This window comes from Sulfitobacter sp. AS59, assembly GCF_038899995.1.
Lineage (GTDB): Bacteria > Pseudomonadota > Alphaproteobacteria > Rhodobacterales > Rhodobacteraceae > Sulfitobacter.
The window spans coordinates 91,778-109,253 of record NZ_JBBMQK010000004.1 but is presented as its reverse complement, the minus strand read 5'-3'; the positions used below and the strand labels follow the sequence as shown (position 1 = coordinate 109,253).

Here is a 17,476-nt window from a genome sequence, read left to right as displayed (position 1 = left end):
ATATTGCACTTTGCATTCTTTACGGTGGGTTTATACCTCGCGTTAACCTCAAAACCCGCAGGCCCAGATTAATGACCTTGTTTCAAATTTTACTCGTCGCGATCATCCAAGGCCTGACGGAATTCCTGCCGGTATCCTCATCCGGCCACCTTATCCTGCTGCCCTTTGTAACAGGTGGCCCCGATCAAGGGCTGGCTATTGATGTTGCCGTTCATGTGGGCACCTTGCTGGCTGTTATCTTGTATTTCCGGGCCGAGGTCGCCGAGGCTACCATTGGCATTGGCCGCCTGCTGCGCGGCAAGATCGATACGCCGGGCGCGCGCACCGCGCTTTTGCTGATTATCGCGACACTCCCGGTTTTGGCGGTTGGGCTGCTTTTCAAACTGCTGGGCATCGATGAAATGCTGCGGTCTGTCGCCGTGATCGGCTGGACCATGCTGATCTTTGGCATTGTTCTGTATTGGGCCGACAAAACCGGCGGCACATCACGCAGCGCCGCCAGCTGGCGTATGAAGGATGCGATCTGGATGGGCCTTGCCCAAGCGGTGGCGCTGATCCCCGGCACGTCCCGTTCAGGCATCACCATTACGGCAGCGCGCAAGCTGGGCTATGACCGGACAAGTGCTGCAACCCTGTCGATGCTCATGTCGATCCCGACGATCCTGGCCTCCGGCGCATTGCTATCGCTTGACGTGATCGGAGAGGCGGACTGGCAATTGGCCAAAGACGCATCAATCGCTGCGGCATTCGCCTTTGTCGCCGCAATGTTGGCGCTGGTGCTTATGATGCGTCTGCTGCGCAGCGTCAGCTTTACACCTTACGTGATCTACCGCGTCATCTTGGGCATCGCGCTATTGGCCTACGCCTATTCGTAAACGCAAAAAGGCCCCGCCGGTTTGGCAGGGCCTTTTGCAATAAAACGAGGCTGATTAGCTGCGCAAATCCTTGGCCGAAGCCATGATGTCGTCATACTGACCAGATGGGCGGAAGCGCCACAGATAATCCGGCAGAACCGAGGACATCGACACCGGCGCAATGCCAAGCGTATCAAAACCCTTGGCACCCTCTGCAACCACATTATCGTTGCCCAGGTTTTTGACCTGATCACGGGTGACCACGCCATTTTTGACCAAGCCCAAGGTGACGGACTGCAGAATATCAAAGGCAAACGCCATAATCTTGGCTGCAAACATCGGCACAGCCAATACCAAGCGACGGCGATGCACGACGTCCAACATCCGCTTCATCAAGGCGCGAAAGCTTTCCACATCCGGGCCGCCAAGCTCGTAAACGCCTGCCGGCGCATCGCCGACCACGGCCATCTCGGCCGCGTGGGCGACATCATCCACATACACCGGCTGGAACAACGTATCCGCCCCGATCACTGGCACAACCGGGCTAAGCCGCGTCATGCCCGCAAACCGGTTAAAGAATTCATCCTCAGGCCCGAACACGATCGAGGGGCGCAAAATGACGGCATTCGGCACGTGCTTTAACACAGCCGCCTCGCCCATCGCCTTGGTCTGCGCATATTCGCTGGCCGATTCACTATCCGCACCGATGGCCGAGATATGGACCATCCGGCTGATGCCTTCAGCCGCAGCAATCCGGGCAATCCGCTCAGCCCCATCCGACTGAATAGCCTCGAACGTGCTTTTGCCAGTTTCCGCCAGAATACCCACGCAATTCACAACAGCATCTGCGCCCTGCATCGCGGCCCGCACAGACGCGTCATCGCGGATGTTGCAGAAAACCGGTTCAACCTGACCGACGGCACCATAAGGGCGCACAAAAATCGCCTCGTTCGGGCGGCGCACCGCAACACGAACACGCCATCCTGCTTTGGCCATACGGCGCACAATGTAGCGCCCCACAAACCCCGAGCCGCCATAGATCGTCACCAGCTTTGACATGATGATGCTCCTGTCCAGAAAATCTGATCGATAGATACAGTTTTGCCAGTTTGGGAACAAGCTTCAAATCAGACCAGTTTGATCCAACTGGCTAAGACGCCGCTGCGTCGTTTGCGCGGCATGGCAACAAGATGAAAGAATGTCGGCGAATCCAATTGACACCCCCGCCGCGCACTATTAGAGCAGCCCTCACAACCCCCCTGTGCCCAGGTGGCGGAATGGTAGACGCGCTAGCTTCAGGTGCTAGTACTGGCAACGGTGTGGAGGTTCGAGTCCTCTTCTGGGCACCATTTTATCTATGAAAATCATTACGATTCAATTAGATAGAGGCTTGTTAATCCGGCTGGCCCCATTGATAGCCCCATCAAACTGGTTTGGTGTCCTCAAGCATTGAATCTATTGGAATCGGGTCTCGCTGCTTAACTCATTTGTACATGCGTTAGTGTTGGCGTATTCATCCTAGAGTTCAGTTATACCCAATTGGGAGAGCTTTAGCTCAGCTAAACGTAAGGAACGTAAGGAACGTAAGGAACGTAAGGAACGTAAGGAACGTAAGGAACGTAAGGAACGTAAGGAATTACAGAGCCGATTTTGAGAGAAGTTCAATGTTTACAAAAGATTTTCAGCTCAAGTACCTCCAAGAAGTTGGCCTACAAGCAACGGACCGCAATGGCATTCGAGAGGCATATGAAACCGCGCACCGGATCCGAGAGTTCGAGATTGAGTTGTACTGGAAAAGGACTGCCTACGTCTGGGCTATGCAGGCCGCACTGATAGGTATCGCGATGTTCCTACGTACTGGCGGCGAGACTACGGTAACTATTAGTTATTTCAGCTTGGCCTCCAGCACTACGCCAACAACTTCGTCTCTAATTTCAATCCTACTCGTCTCAACCCTAGCTTTTGTAGTTGCTGGCCTGTGGTTATTGCTGATTGAAGGTGCAAAGTTCTGGCACGATAACTGGGAGAGACACGTTGATATTCTAGGAGAGAAATTGGGAGAGAATCTTTACCAAGTATACCCAGTAATCAATCGGGGACAGGTTTCATTTAATGGCGAGGTTGATGCCCCATTCAGCGTAACCAAAATCAACAATTATGTCGTTTGTGCATTTATCTGGTTTTGGGTCTTCAATCTGGTCTGGGCACTTTGGGATCTCTCGGTGATCTGCGCGAGTTCGGGAGGAACTCAACTTATGCTAGTGTTTTTGGGATGGGCCCTACTTTATGTACTCGTTGCCTTCCTCTTTTGTATTCAGTTCAAACATTCCAAAGCATATACTGGCTTTCGAATGAGTAACTTGGGAAATCCAATTCAAGGGCTTCCTAGGGGAAAAACAGATCATGCTCTATATAGCCGTAGGAAATCCAATTCTTAGGATCCATTACACCCTCGGCCCACTCTGACCCCTCAGGTCAGTCTGCCCTGCCCCCAATAACTCTCTCATTCGGGACAAGGGTTCGCGGGCTGAACTGGCTGTCTGGATTTTTCAGGGGAGCAGGTCAGCTTCATGAGCAGTTTAATCTATTGTTGACCCTCAAGACTCTAAGCTGACTAGGCTTTCGCAGCCGGATAGTCCTCAACGCTCGCAATCAGGTAGGCCCCGCCGAGTTCAATCAACTTGCTACGTGCAGCGAGTGAATAAGCACTATCTGGCATTGTCATTGCAGTTATTGCACCTGCCTGGGTCGGCACCGGCAAGAGGTCAGCTGCAGGAGGCACTGCATTGGCGGCCTCAACAGTCTGCATCAGTGTTTCATACTGAATCTGAACATCCCTCATCACTTTGAGCCGAGCCCCAGTAAGAGGTGGAAGATCTAGTCCGTAAGATTTTATTGACCGCTCCACTCGCAAGCGGTTGGTGCCCACACAAATATTACTTGGTTCAATTTTCCCTACTGAACCAACTTTGATCAGTCGCATATCCGCCGCACTTATTGGGTCCAACAACATTGGTTGTTCAAGCCCGATATCCCGCTGCTCCCAGCAAGCGACAGCGCTCCCTTCACATAGTGGAAACCAACTCCCCTTACCGACGGTTTTGTCCGTTTGCTCGTCTTTGCTCAGGCGGTTAGACCTGCCTGCGGAGTACCGGAAGTTCTCCCATGAAAATGCTAGCCAGGGGTAGCCATCATCAGGTGCGGTATCTTTGCTCCGCTTTGCTTCTGATTTTGGCCGAAAGTGATCAACGTCGAAAAATGATTGTGGATCAGGGCTCTCAGAATACCAGCATTTTCCGTACGACATTTTCGCCAGATATCGTTTGAATCCACTCCAAACGTGAGACTTTTTCTTGATGAATGCCACACGTTCCTCCGGTGGAAGCGCCTCAAGAGCTAGTTGGGCTCTTTCTGCAACTTTCAACACCTTCTCTGGGATTAGAGTGGGATCACGTCGAACGAAAATCAATGTTTAGGCCCCGATTTCGCTGACAGCTGCTTTATCAGATCAACCATCGCTTGGTGCCGCTTTTCGATGGCTTCAGGGGTCAGGGGAGGACGGTCTGCATAACGCACATCCTGCCATGCCTTGAGAAATTCGTGGTAAAGGGGTTCACGGCTTTCATTCATAAAGCCCAGACGGTTAAGTGTGTCATTGATCGCGATAAGCTGCTTTTCCTGAGCCTCCGATCTCTCTTCAATTCTGGCAAGCGCATTTCGATCGTCTATCTGTCTTTGCGTTGCCAAGTCCAAAGTTGTCGGCAGGCCGAATATCTCTGTGAGCGTCGCTGTAAAGCCCATTCCACGCGGATCGGCATACGGCTCAGCGACCTGAATTCCTTCTTCGCCGCCATTCTGCATCACGCGCACCTCCTTCTTTGTGAGGGACGCAATCGTTAGCGGATTGTGCGACGTCATGATGATCTGACAGCGATCTTTGTCGGCAGCGACTTCGGTCCACTCCTTTATCAGTTCCAGATAGCTAAGTTGCCATGCAGGATTGAGGTGAGTGTCGGGTTCGTCCAGCAAGAACAGCGCCTCCTTACCCCGCGACACGCGGATCAGTCCGAGGACCATCAGCAGTTGACGTTCACCATCCGACAGGTCACTGAAGCTGACATCACCGCTAACGTTGTCAACACGCGTGACCCAGACAAGCATTTCACGAAACAGGTCGGAAATGTCGGCAGCTTCGAGGGCTGCGAACATTTCCCGATCGGTATCATAGTTCGACGCGAATTTCTGCAAAGCGGGCATGTCGCGAATAAAACACGCCAGCTGCGACTCGTTCCTAGGTTTGTCACGGTAGTCATCAATAACTTTTCCGGTAAGCGCCATAGGATGAAACGAAGACGCCAACAGAACACGAGCGCAATCGCCCGCGGGCCCCCTTGCACCCCAAAGGTCAAGCGGCTCTGAAACAACTTCAGAGCTTCGATGCTCTTCAATGAACGTTCGCTTCATCTTTCCGCTCGCGAACACTTCGTCGAGACGCAAGCGCTTCCATCTGCTCAAATCAAACCACGAAGGCTGCTTAAAGTGCGCCAATGCCGAGTGAAAGCCGGTGATCCCCAACTTCTCTCTCAGCAGGTGCGATGACTCTGACTTGCCGCCGGGTTTCGCGAAGTGTGACAGCAAGGCGAACACGCCGTGCACCGGGCGGCAATAGAACATGCGGCGGGCGGTTCGGGCGGCGTCATAGTCGCCGTCGTCTTTGTTGATGACGTTGTAATATCGGGCCTGATGGTCATCGAACAGCTTTTCCAGCCGACGGCCCGTGCCGGAATAGTAGCCGAAGATCAGATCAGGAAAGAGAGCGGCCTTGTCGGCCTGAAACCGGCTCATCGGCATCGGATCGCCGTCAACTATCACCTTGGTTGACCCATCGCGGTTACTGATCCGCACGTTGCGTCCACGGATGACGTATTCAATCTCAAAGGAGAACCGCAGCTTGCCGATCGATCTGCTGGATGGCTGATCAACATGACGGAAAATCTCGGTAATCGCTTCGATCAGGTTCGATTTGCCCGCGCCGTTCTGCCCGATGATGACCGTCGTCAGACATCCTTCATCGAAATCAGCCTCGACTTCTTTCAGGTTTCGAAACCCGTCAATGTATACTCGGTCAATCCGCATCAGAGCGCTTCCAGCTTTTCGTCATCGTCCCGAATGTGCTTGTGCTCAATCTCCCAGGCAAGTTGCTTGTAGAAGTCTGCAACCGGCAGATCAGAGGCTTTGAACAAATCCTGCGCCGTTCCGACGCTTCCTTTCTTGAGGAGCCCTGCAAGATAAGGTTGGCCCATCACATCATCATCTTGGCGGCTCTTAGTCATTGCCTGCCCCCCTCGTGTTTCTATAATTGTAACAGGGCCTACAGATACATTCACTTGAACTGGCGGCAGTTGAATTTCGACAACCTCCGAGACCGCGACGGATCGTTGACCACGGGTTTTCTTTGGTGCAGTGGCCCGCTCGGCTTGAATACGCTCCAGCAACACGCTTGCAGGTTCGTCGTTCGGGTCTTGCGGCACGAGTTCGCCGCGGAAGGCTTTGGCGAGAATGGCGGCGTCGAGTTTGGGGAGGAGTTTGCTCGCTGCCCCGTGATCGGCGGCCATGCGGTCCAGCCAATTGAAGGCAGACTGGATCCGGCGAACGATTTCGACTTGTTCATCGATTGGCGGCAGAGGAACCCGCGTGGTTAGAATATCATTGCCACTAATGTGCGGAAGGTCTGAACCGGTCGCATGGCTCTCAATCTGTGAAATGAATCCCTGACCATTGAAAACATAGAACATAAAGAGAGGGTGGAGCCATGCAGTAGGTCTAGGGTTTGCAACGCGCTGAACTAACAGCGAGCCCGCATCTTCTTCCTGGACAATTGCAATTTTCAGGCCCGTCGATATCAAGGGACGATCCATTGCGATCACGACATCGCCCGTTTCGAGGCGGTAGTCAGCATAGGACGATACGTGTTCTGGAGAAAGGCGTCTTTCATCGAACCAGTCGATCCGACCTGGTGCTACGTTCGCGCCGCGAACGAGCCGAGCCCCCGTTGATGAAAACCACTGACTTTTGAAAGCATAACCTACGCGAAGATCAGCAACATCAGCCACACAGCATGAGATCCACGAATTCGGCAGATCGGCGGCACCCCCAGTCTCAAGCGGTGGAGCAGCGCGCAGACGTGAACCGCGCTTAGACTTTTCGTAAGTTGCGCGTCGTTCGGCAAGTTGTCGCAACCCTTGCTTTAGCCAATCGTCCGAACCAAGCGGTTGTCGCCAATCAACTGTTAGGCCGCCGGACAGCGCCATTGCGATGATGCGCTGTTTGTGGCGGGCGATGAGGGTGGGGATGCGGCCAAGGTCGGTGCGGGCGCGGGCAGTGCGGGCGGTCAACCCATCCACCTTTGCCACTATTCTTTTTTGTTCGGGGAGCGGTGGGAGAGAAATTGTAAATTCCGATATCTCCCGGTAATTCACCCGCGGACGATCACCCTTATCGAGCATCGCCGCGAAATCTAAAAACTCTGGGGTCATAATCCGCCGCCGAACAAATTCTCCCTCAGTTGCATCAGTCGGCTGCAATACCAGAATTTCGGCAGAAGCAATGCCATCGAACTCGGCGAGAGTGACTTTGTTCAGATACGGACGTAGCCGACTATATAGCACGTCGCCTTTGCCAAATTTGGCAACCGAACTTTTGACGTCCGAACCCTTTCCGACTTTCAAAATCTTAGACGTATTCGGCTCAATATTCTCCAACCCAATGAATGGAGCATCCGGCACCAAAGCGGGTGATACCTTCTCTCCGCGTAGGGAAGCAATTTCGCCTAGCGTGGTTTCGGCCCAGCCATTTGGTAGCTCTTTCATTCGCTACCTCCATCGGCGGCAATCCGGGTCTGCTGCCAGTCATGATAGCTCTGCTTTGACCCCTGTACCTTCCATTCCGTCCGACCATTGCTGTTCCGGTCCAGCACGACGGCCGCTGCGGCAGAGGGACTGCTGAATGCGTGGGGCTTGGCGAAGACCAATAGATTTTCAGTGGATGGCACCAATACGCCCTGCTCGATCAGCTTTTTCTTCAGCCCGCCATAGCTTTGCTGGACATGGCCTGTGTTGATCAGCGCCTGAGATCCCTCAAGCACGATGAACTCGCCCTCTTCCTCAACCGCCTGGGCCTGAACGCCGGTCTTGTGGCGCATCTCGAATTTCACCTCACCCGAGGTGCGCTGTTCCACCGGTGTGCTAACCAAGGTTGCGGCGCGCGGCTGGGGCTTCAGCAAATCCAGCCCGATCACCGGCAACATGATTTTCAGATTGGCGAGGAACTGTTCCATATTGGCCTGATCGGCCTCGGGCAGTCGACGACGCTGGCTGGCAGGGTTGTTGCCATTGTCCAAAGCCACGCGCTTGGCCTGTGTCGCAAGTTCGATCAGCCGAGCCTCAAGGTATTCGACATGGCCTTTCGACAGGTCATCATCGCTGGTCGTGACGGCAATGGCGATCTCCCAGAAATCACGCTGCACGGCGCTTTGCTTGATCCGCTCCTGGACACTGTTCGCCGACCCAATATAGGCACGGGTGCCGCCCTCCTGATCCGGGTCGGGCCCCGAAAGAAGGTAGATGCCAGTGCGATCCAGTTCCTTACGCGACGTGAGCGCGCCAAAGGTGGACGTGGTCGCGACAAAGATCAGGCCGGTCCAGCCATGGATCGTCGCCTTGCGCAGGCCGTTCGGCGTGCCGTCGACGAGGAAAAGCTGAATCGTGCGGCCAAAGGTTTCGGCAGTTGTCATTCTTCGGCCTCGATCACTTCGGCTAGCTCGTCGGCGACAGCTTCGATTTCTTCCAATGCGGCGCGCAGGTGGCCCAAAATGGCCGCGGCGATATCATCGGGTTCGGTCAGACCTTCTTCGACGACTTCGACATCGTCACGCAGCCACGTGATATCGAGGTTGTCGTTGCGTTTGGCTATCTCCGCCCGCGTAAACTTGCGGAAGCGCCCTGTTTCACCCTCATCCTTACGTTTGGCGTGGCCCAGCGGATCGTCACCGAAAGCTTCAATGAAGGGCTCAAAATCGACCGTGGTTAGCGTTCGGGTTTTGCCGAAGTTCGGCATCTGAGCGCGCATATCATAGAACCAGACGGCTTTTGTGGCACCGACCCGTTCCTCTGATTTCTTGGTCAGGAAGATTACGTTGGTTTTCACGCCCTGGGCATAGAAGATGCCAGTAGGCAGTCGCAGGACGGTGTGCAGATCGCAAAGGTCCATCAGCCAGTTGCGCAACTCGCGACCCATGTTGTCTTCGAACAGTGTGTTGTCTGGCACGACAATCGCTGCCCTGCCGCCGTCTTTTAGCCCACGCACCACATGTTCGACAAAGGGCAATGGTCCTTTTGCGGCGCTTGCAGTGGTAACGAGATCGCTCCGCGAGACGCGCTCGGGGAACTTGTTGAAGGGTGGATTGGTTAAGATCAGATCTGCGGGGTCGAACCTCTCGGCATCCGAAGTCAGCGCATCGATGCACTCAATCGGCTGGTCAATACCATGAAGTAGCAGATTCATTGTGTTCAGGCGGTGAGTGCCGGTGATCAGCTCCGCGCCTTGATACTTGCTGTTGCGCTGGGCGAAGGCGACGTCTTTTGAGACCTTGGTGAGATCATCAGTTTCGCGCATGATGGCCCGATGTGCAGCGATCAAGAACCCGCCTGTTCCAGCAGCCGGGTCTTGAATCACCTCGCCGACTTTGGGTTTGGTCAGTGTGATAATGGTTTCGATCAGCGGTCGAGGGGTGAAGTATTGGCCTGCTTTTGATTTCCGTTCAGAAGTCGTGCGCTCCAGCAGACCTTCGTAAAGATCGCCTAAGCCATCTTCCTCGGCCGCGTACCAATCGACGTTGTCGATCGTAGTTATCAACGTGGTTAGGGCAGTAGCCTTGGTAAGCGAGGTCTTTGCGTCCGTGAAGACCTGCTTGACGAGGGGGAAATTGAATTCGTCTGATGTTCCGAGTTCCAGCAGCATTGCGCGGTAGCGGATCAGCCGCTGTTCACCCTCAAGCCGTTTGAGTTCGCCCCAGCGAAGATTGCTTGGCAAACGCTCTTCAAGCTTGACGCCATCTCGCTTGACCTCTTCCAGCATCTTCAGAAGCAGGAGATAGGTCAGTTCTGTGACGTATTCGTAGTAACTTACGCCGCCGCCTTGCAGGCTCTTGCTCGCGTTCCAAAGTTTCTGAACGGTTTCCCGTGCTCGTGTCCCGTTCATTAGCTTGCGTCTTTCCAAATGTTGTCGTTAAGGTCTCGTACGACCTGTGCCAATTCGCCATTAAACACACGGTCGATCCGCGACCAACCCCCTAGAGAGGCGAATGGTTCAGCATCAAAGGCGTCGCGGTCTACGACGGTTTCTATTTCAAGTTGTCGCCCTATCCGGTCGATCCATTTTCGCTGAACTTCCGTCCAAGGTCGTTTGCGCAATATAGCATCCACGGCATGCCGAACGCGGTTCGCATAGGGGACCAGCGGGTCACCCAATGCGGCCTGCCGGATGTAGCCGATGATTGAAGCTGCAATTTCCTCATTCCGGGCATCGGCCCAGGCGCGTTTGATCTTCGTGTCTGTGAACCCGGCGGCGTCGAGTTCTAGGCGAAGTTTCCGCAGCTCTTCGCGAGTCAATTCCTGTGGTCGCTGAACGACGATCTTGAGTGCGGCAATAGTGTTGAGGTTAGAGCGGACGAAACTTGCAAACGCATCGAGGAAATCCTCTGGCTTGTCGGCCGAACCATAACCTCGTGAGACGCTTGTAACTTCATCGGGATGCTCGGAAATCGGTATATAGCGGGGCGTACCATCCTCCGAGGTCCAATCCAAAATTGGACCGAGAGTGGACCGTTCTGCTGCCCATTGCCCGAGGGCACTTCCGTCGCCTTCGATAAATCTTTGAAGACTTGCCTCAGGCGTTTCGCCCGCTGCTCTTTCAAACTTTGCGCGCGCCTCCGGGGTCAGACGCCGCAACCTCCTGCGCAAGCGTACAATGATCTGCTCACGAACACGGTCCTTGTGCTCGGCATCGCCCCTTTGGCTGAGTTCCTCAAAGAGTTTGGTCAGGGTGAAACTCGGGTCCGCCGCAACTGGCCGCATATCCGTCAGGTTCTGCAGGTGGGCGTAAAGGTCAACCGCGTCAAATATGCGGAAGGTTTCCTTTTCGATTTCGGGGCAAAGGCGAGTGGCACGGCCGAGCATCTGCTCATAAAGTATGCGGCTGTTCACTCGACGCATGAAAACCAGGTTATTGATCCGCGGAACGTCTATCCCAGTGGTGAGAAGGTCTACGGTGACGGCGACCCTAGGCTGAGGATCATTCCGAAAGGAACGTATCAATTTCCCGACCTTATCAACTTTGCCGGTGATTTTTTGAACAATCGCATCCGGTAAGGGGCCGAAGGCCTTACGAAAGGCCAACCGCAACTCGTTGACGAGGATGTCCGCATGCGCATCCGACACCGCAAATACGAGCGTTTTGTCGGGCAGGCTCGGGTCTATGAATTTGGTCAATTCCTCCGCGATGGCACGGTTGAACGGGACCGTGATGACGCCTTTGTTGAACTGTTCAACTTCAAAATCGATATCGTCCGGCAATGTTGCTGGTTGAACTGCGCCACTGGTCGGGTGGATGAAGTCGACCTGATCATCGCGAGAAAAGTGGATGCCGCCCTCTGACAGCATCGTGCCTATCCGTACAGGTGGATCATGATCGACCAAGAACCCGTCGATCACGGCTTCTCTGTAGGAATACGTAAAGACGGGTAGTCCGAAAATTTCAGTGGTGTGCAGTGCCGGTGTGGCGGTGAGGCCTATTTTGACCGCATCAAAATATTCAAGGACGCGGCGGTATTTTGAGACATAGTCGTCTTGGCTGCGAAACGTGATGTCCCCATCGGACATTTCGCGATCAAGCAGGTAGCCACGATGACATTCGTCTACGACGATCAAGTCATATTGATCGACGTTCGGTACTTTAGCCTCATCCGACGCGTACAAGACACGGCGAACAAGGCCCTGGATCGTGCAAATATGAATGCGGGTTTCGTCATCGGGTACAGCGTCCTGAAGACCCTTCAATCCAAATATATCGGCAAATGCCTTGCCGTTGACGACCTTGGTGGTGGAAAATTCATTTTCGGTCTGCTCACCAAGAGCGCTACGGTCGACGACAAAACATACACGTCTGAAGCGTTTGGCTGCGATCAAGCGGTATAGCATTGCGATGGCTAGCTTCGTCTTGCCGGTCCCAGTCGCCATAGCGACCAGCATAGCGCGCTGATTTTCTACAAGCCCTGCTTCAACAGCTTCAATGGCTTGGCGCTGATAAGGGCGCAATGGAAAACCAAAATCGAATGACTGTGCGGCCAGATCGCGATACGCGGCCTTTTTGTCCACGGAGAGACGTTCTAGCAACCCACGCGGTGAAGGCCACCCCGCTAACACTTCAGCAGGATTGTTGTTGTCACGCAGGTCACGACGCCAGATGCCAGATAAGGTTTCGACCTGCTTCAGGTAGGGGCGTCCATTTGTTGAAAAGGCAAACGGCGCTTTGAATTCGGCCCAAGGTGCCCCATCAGCAAGCTCCGCTTCAATCATCTTGATGCCACCAGAATAACGCTCGGCCTGCCTCAGAACTTCCATCACATTCCGGTTCTGGCGCTTTGCCTCGACTGTTCCGACGAGAACCATTCCGCAAAACAGGGCATAGTCAGTTGGGCCAGTTGCAGTCGGCCATTCACTAATCGCTCTGTTCCGACCCTTCATTGGGCGACTGCCCGCTGCGAACCGGAGTGTCTTGGTGTCGACCTCCCAACCGGCATCGCGCAACTGCTGATCGATCAGCACACGTGTATCAGCTTCGTCCAGATTGATTTGGTTCGCCGCGTCACGCGCAAGTTCACTGACCACTGCCATTGAGGGCGCATCCGTCGCTGTTGCTAGCTGCTGCACCGATTGCAATTGTCTAGCCAGTTCATGTCGGTCGTTTTCCGCCTCTTCTGCAAGCCGCTCCCACGTCTCGCGGTCTGAGCGCTCTCTTTCAGCACGTTCAGCCGCACTCTGCCTTTCACTTTCAGCGCGCTCGGCGACTTCCCTCTGCATGTCAGCTTCAGTGAGAGAAGTCGCTAATTCTGCTTTAAGCCGGTCAAGCTCTGCCAAAAGCGTTTCAGTCACATCTCTGGGGTTACATGGCGGCATGAATGGACCGAATTTCTGTCCAGCATCATGGAAGGTTCGGGAATACCAGATGGCTAGTTGTCGACCAAGCTTCAACCCACTCAAGGCGCTGGAGAAGTCATCGGAATTCTGATGCGCAGCATGATTTCCAGAAATGCGGAGAGCATGAAAAAGATCGCCCACTTCCTTTGGCAGGTTGCACTCATACCTGAGGTGCCGAAGTATCTCAGCCAGACTATCCGTTGATCCAATAGTGAGACCGAAACGACTTGCTGTTAATTGGGCGGTCAATTCTGAAAACTGTCGAAGCTTGATGTTGCAGGTGTTTGGGTCTTCAGAAAAATAGCGTTCAGCCAGAACACCCAATCGGTACAATTGTGGCTCTGATGACTCCAGAAATGAAAAATTCGACGAACTAGCTACCAAAATTCGCCCTCACCTAAAGAATTGAAGTGTGAAATTATAAACTCTAATGGTGTATCCCCTACACCCTTTTCCCCAAACCTTCGCTAAAAACGCGGTTTAATATTCAAGAATAACCGCAATCGATTGCCTTCACTTTGTACATTGTGCGTGAAGTAAATCACAGACAGAAGCGCTTCGCCACCTCCAGTTGATCTCGAAATCTTCAGCAGCCCGGCAGATCACTTCCCAACAGCCCGCAACTGCGGCTTCAGCACTCCACCACAGCGGTAACCCTGCCCCGAATTGGCTAGTAAATCCGATAGGTATAGCGCAGATTGGGGGTGCGGACATCAGGAATACCGGCTTTCACGCGTTTCCGTTCCAAAAACTGTTATAGGTCGACAACCGGATGCCCGAGGGCTTTGCTAAAACCTCCCATAGGGCGCATGGCTGAGTTAGCATTAGTAAGAATCACGCGGCCATTTGAGGTTGCCACTGGATATGTCTCATAAACCATTGGCAACACCAGCCGTCAGAGCCCCCCATATTTTTTTAAGAACTCTCTCAAAACTGCCATACGCCGGGCATCCGCCTCTTCTATTTGCCTACGCCGCGCAAAATACGTATGCCAGCGCATCCACTTTGGTTTTGACAGTATGGGCAAGGTGACGTCATCTGAAGCGCGGCCCAGACGCTTCCGCAAACGTCTGGTCCGAAGAACGGCTCGGTCGCTCAAGCCCAACCGCTCCGAACGATAATGCAACCCCATACATTTGCGACAATAGACCGGATATAAGATTGCGCAACGTCGTGCGCACAGTGGGCATAGAAACCAAGCTCGCGTGCCACCGAGCCGCTGGGGTGTTCTTTCTATCTGAACTACTTCGCCGCAAAAGTGAACCATGCCCTCTATGTCTTTGGGCATGTGCTTGATGTGTGTTGTTTTAGATTGCTCACAAATCATGTGGCTAACTTTTAGCCTCTTCTTGTTGCAACTCAAAAATCCGGCGTGCGATAGGGGGCCATGTTGCCAGGTCCATAGTGGCACGATCTATGTCGTAGCTACCCTGCCCTAAACGGTAATGCCCAAGCAAAGCGTTCGGCAAGTCTTTGTGATTACGCAGTACTGAGACGTCAAACCCAATATGCTTAAAGTAATTGAATAGATTGTCTACATCGTCGGCCATATCCAACATGATGCCCAAAATGATGCTCTTTTGCGCCTCAGTGGTTAATGGTGCAAAAGTAGTTTGCTGCTCTGATGGAATCCGTTCGGTTTTTTCGAGTTTCATTTTTATGTCTCCAAGTTTGTGTTTGTGGAAATCTGTTTGCAGGAGGATTGACCATGATCCTCAGACCCAAGAAGCCTTCGCCATGCATCGAGAGAAACGATGTTCCAGCTATCAGCCTGATGTTGGCATTCGCTGGTGATGCCGGACACAGTTTCAGCTTCCATGGCACCTAAGTGTTTTTGCCGGTGCTCTGCTACATCCGCTACAGCGAGGTCGTCACACTTTAAAATTGTAGCGGAAGTAGCGGAAGTAGCAGGGCTAGAAGCCTGCTTCTCAATTTCATCAAGCGCCGCGTAGGGATCAAAAAGTATCATTGAGATGCTACAATTCGATAGGCCAATTGACGCGATTGACCGTCTACAACTGCGCCAGGCTCCAAAGGTACCAACCACCCATGATTGGCTAAAATACCCATTAACTTCTTGACCGTTGCAGTTTCCCTGAGCGAGTTTGGTCCCATCATTACAACATCACGCGGAACTATAGTCTTTGGGTCACGACTCTGACCGAGTGCGATGGTTTGCCAGCGATCCAAAACCCAACGCCGTAGCTGTTCTGCCTTCTCAATTTCGCGTGAGATCGTTGCAGACTCTGTAAGCCGCTTGGCCTCAAGCAAGTAGAACTGGGCCAATGCAATAGCGTCAGTCATTACGGTTGGCTCTATCAGCCGCGCGTTTAGGTCGCCCCAAAGCGTCAGAACCCCCGCGATACGGGCAGCTTGCTCAGGCGATTTTGATGCAAAAGACTTTACTTGTTCAAGCTCTCCTCCGGGGGCCTGAGCTTTTTCAGTTACTTGATAGTACTCAAACAAAAGGGCTTTTGCATCCGAAGACAGGCCCAGCGCGCGGGGTTCAAGTTCCTGCGGGTTAGTCTCATGCGTTGGCAAGGGATGCGTCAAAATTTCATTTAGACGCTTAGACGCTGCTACAATTGCTACATTCGCTACATTGGCTTCGTTGCTGCCTGTCTGGCTCAAGCGAGTGCCAATCGCGCTGGGCGGCTCCGTGATCAGGAAGCGGGCCAAGAAGCCCTGACCCGTTGCCACTGGGTCAGATAGCAATGGGCGGGCAGCAACGGGCTGTACCATCAGGTGGGCTGCTAACCGTCTGCCGTAAAACGTAGTAGCGCCATCGCCAGCGCGAACGCGATCCAGCGCTTCGCCGCCCCAAAGACCAGAAAGACCAGCCACAGTTTTCAATCGGTTGTCGCTATTCATGGCATGACCGCCCAAGAACCCGCCCCCCTCGTCCGAGAACAGACCAAGGCTCGGTCTGCCCGTCTGGAATAACTTGACGAGCCCTTCCAAAGTCGGTTCTGAGGTTGTGAGCTTTGGAGATTGCGGAACTGGCGGAGCCGCGCCAAGGCTATGCAGATCTGCCTCTGCAGCGCGTGCCTTTAGCAAATTGCCACCGGCTGCTTCTTTCATCATCCGATCACGCTTAGCAGACCATAATTTATTACGTGTTTCCCATTCCACCATTTCGTCACGGAACTCAGCGGCACGTCTCTTCTCAATTTCTCGAAGACCCGCCAACACGAGCTTGTCGCATGCACTTTTACGTTCACCTGACTGCGCCACCGTAAGGCAGAACAGTGATATTGGGGAGTGACCCGAAAGGGTCTCAACGTCGGCGTGAGGCTGAACTGCAAGCGATGCAATAGAAAGGGCGGACTGAGCCGCAATGGCGGCTGGTGCCTGTGTAAGGGTCTGTACAGCCTCAACTATGGCCCGGAGGGCTCCTAGAGCGTAAACGGGGTAAGCATCGCCGCGCGGTATGTCGCGGACCAAGGGCTGCGGACCTTCTTCGATATAGGGTATGATTTGGAAAGCTTTCATAGCGATACCTCGCCTTGCAAAACGTCGTTCCAATCAAAGCCGTTTGGTGCGGGCATCAAAGAAACCTTCCAGCCTCGCTGCGTAGCATTATGAGCAAGGACGGTGCCTGCTGCACGCCCAGCGGCATCACCATCGGTAGCGATAATTAATGCGCGCGGCTGGCTAGGCAGTATCAAACCTTTTAAGCCACTGGTTGATAGAGCAGCCCATACGGTATGAGGACCGGTCAGCAGGCCGCTAAGAAGGCTCAGGCCCGTTTCAATACCTTCGCAGACGACAAGCGGGCCGTCCGCCTCAGATAGGTGAACGGCACCGCCGGCGCAGGGCCCCAACATCATCTTTGCTGACTTTTCCAAACGATGACCGTTCTTTGTAAAGAAAGTCCGGTGCACACCGCCTGTAGGATGCACATCTGCAATCAATGCGGCGCAATAGCGACCGCTTGGCCCGTGATAGGTGTCAGGTAACCAGCGCAAACTATCAGGAAGTGCGCATGTGATGCCGCGCGCCTTCAAGTATGCCGCACCTTTGGTTCCCTGAATTGGCTGCCCGTGCCCCCAAAGAGACCGTGCTCGCGCTTTCAGTTTAGCAGCTTGTGCAACACGGAAATAATCAGAGGCTGCCATGGCCATTTGATCAAACTCAACTGTGCCAGACTTAAGCCCAGCTCCGGTCAAAATGTCCGTAAACGCGCAATCATTCTTTTTGCAGTGGAGAAGAAGCTTGCCACCCTCCGCCGTTATTGTCAGAGCATTTTGATCTTTGCGACGTGTGCTTTGGCAGACTGGGCATGGTGCAACGCCATAGCTGCGATACCAAGCGCCGCCGAGGTTCTTAGTTAGTACTGCGGGGTCAATTGCCTGGGACATTACACGA

At 53.7% G+C, this 17,476-nt stretch carries 13 protein-coding genes and 1 tRNA gene; 3 read left to right on the top strand and 11 right to left on the bottom strand.

Annotation, left to right across the window (positions count from 1 at the left end; translation table 11 throughout):
* The first annotated feature begins 71 nt into the window (after positions 1 to 71).
* Positions 72 to 875 carry an undecaprenyl-diphosphate phosphatase gene (locus WNY39_RS10615; protein ID WP_342845537.1) on the top strand — a complete coding sequence of 268 codons (804 nt, stop codon included), beginning with the start codon at positions 72 to 74 and terminating at the stop codon, positions 873 to 875.
* Between the two features lie 54 nt (positions 876 to 929).
* On the opposite strand, the gene WNY39_RS10610 is transcribed toward WNY39_RS10615, so the two are convergent.
* A complete protein-coding gene (locus WNY39_RS10610; protein WP_342845536.1) occupies positions 930 to 1,913 on the bottom strand; it encodes a complex I NDUFA9 subunit family protein in 984 nt (327 codons plus the stop codon).
* A gap of 204 nt (positions 1,914 to 2,117) precedes the next feature.
* Between WNY39_RS10610 and WNY39_RS10605 the strand changes: the two genes are divergently transcribed.
* Together WNY39_RS10605 and WNY39_RS10600 are read left to right on the top strand one after the other, a co-directional pair.
* A tRNA-Leu gene (locus tag WNY39_RS10605) sits at positions 2,118 to 2,203 on the top strand.
* A gap of 315 nt (positions 2,204 to 2,518) precedes the next feature.
* Positions 2,519 to 3,292, top strand: a complete 774-nt coding sequence (locus WNY39_RS10600) for a hypothetical protein (protein WP_342845535.1) — start codon at positions 2,519 to 2,521, stop codon at positions 3,290 to 3,292.
* A gap of 176 nt (positions 3,293 to 3,468) precedes the next feature.
* Here the strand turns inward: WNY39_RS10600 and WNY39_RS10595 are convergent, their stop codons facing one another.
* The 10 genes from WNY39_RS10595 to WNY39_RS10550 form a co-directional block, all read right to left on the bottom strand.
* Positions 3,469 to 4,281, bottom strand: coding sequence for a hypothetical protein (locus WNY39_RS10595; protein ID WP_342845534.1), 813 nt, complete (start codon positions 4,279 to 4,281; stop codon positions 3,469 to 3,471).
* A gap of 38 nt (positions 4,282 to 4,319) precedes the next feature.
* Positions 4,320 to 5,990 carry an AAA family ATPase gene (locus WNY39_RS10590; protein ID WP_342845533.1) on the bottom strand — a complete coding sequence of 557 codons (1,671 nt, stop codon included), beginning with the start codon at positions 5,988 to 5,990 and terminating at the stop codon, positions 4,320 to 4,322.
* The gene (locus WNY39_RS10585; protein ID WP_342845532.1) at positions 5,990 to 7,723 is read right to left on the bottom strand and encodes a restriction endonuclease subunit S; all 1,734 of its coding nucleotides are present in this window, start codon (positions 7,721 to 7,723) and stop codon (positions 5,990 to 5,992) included. Before WNY39_RS10585 ends, WNY39_RS10590 begins: the two co-directional genes overlap by 1 nt.
* Positions 7,720 to 8,646 (bottom strand): GIY-YIG nuclease family protein, encoded by a 927-nt coding sequence (locus WNY39_RS10580; protein WP_342845531.1) that lies wholly within the window; start codon positions 8,644 to 8,646, stop codon positions 7,720 to 7,722. The genes WNY39_RS10585 and WNY39_RS10580 overlap by 4 nt, the downstream gene beginning before the upstream one ends.
* Positions 8,643 to 10,112, bottom strand: coding sequence for an N-6 DNA methylase (locus WNY39_RS10575; RefSeq protein ID WP_342845529.1), 1,470 nt, complete (start codon positions 10,110 to 10,112; stop codon positions 8,643 to 8,645). The genes WNY39_RS10580 and WNY39_RS10575 overlap by 4 nt, the downstream gene beginning before the upstream one ends.
* Complete coding sequence (gene hsdR / locus WNY39_RS10570; protein ID WP_342845527.1) at positions 10,112 to 13,492, bottom strand: type I restriction-modification system endonuclease; 3,381 nt, start codon at positions 13,490 to 13,492, stop codon at positions 10,112 to 10,114. Before hsdR ends, WNY39_RS10575 begins: the two co-directional genes overlap by 1 nt.
* A 947-nt stretch (positions 13,493 to 14,439) precedes the next feature.
* Complete coding sequence (locus tag WNY39_RS10565) at positions 14,440 to 14,763, bottom strand: hypothetical protein (RefSeq protein WP_342845525.1); 324 nt, start codon at positions 14,761 to 14,763, stop codon at positions 14,440 to 14,442.
* A gap of 2 nt (positions 14,764 to 14,765) precedes the next feature.
* Complete coding sequence (locus WNY39_RS10560) at positions 14,766 to 15,077, bottom strand: hypothetical protein (RefSeq protein WP_342845523.1); 312 nt, start codon at positions 15,075 to 15,077, stop codon at positions 14,766 to 14,768.
* Entirely contained in the window at positions 15,074 to 16,600 is a 1,527-nt protein-coding gene (locus WNY39_RS10555; RefSeq protein WP_342845521.1) for a YfjI family protein, read from the bottom strand. The genes WNY39_RS10560 and WNY39_RS10555 overlap by 4 nt, the downstream gene beginning before the upstream one ends.
* Positions 16,597 to 17,469, bottom strand: a complete 873-nt coding sequence (locus WNY39_RS10550; protein WP_342845519.1) for a toprim domain-containing protein — start codon at positions 17,467 to 17,469, stop codon at positions 16,597 to 16,599. The genes WNY39_RS10555 and WNY39_RS10550 overlap by 4 nt, the downstream gene beginning before the upstream one ends.
* Positions 17,470 to 17,476 lie beyond the last annotated feature (7 nt).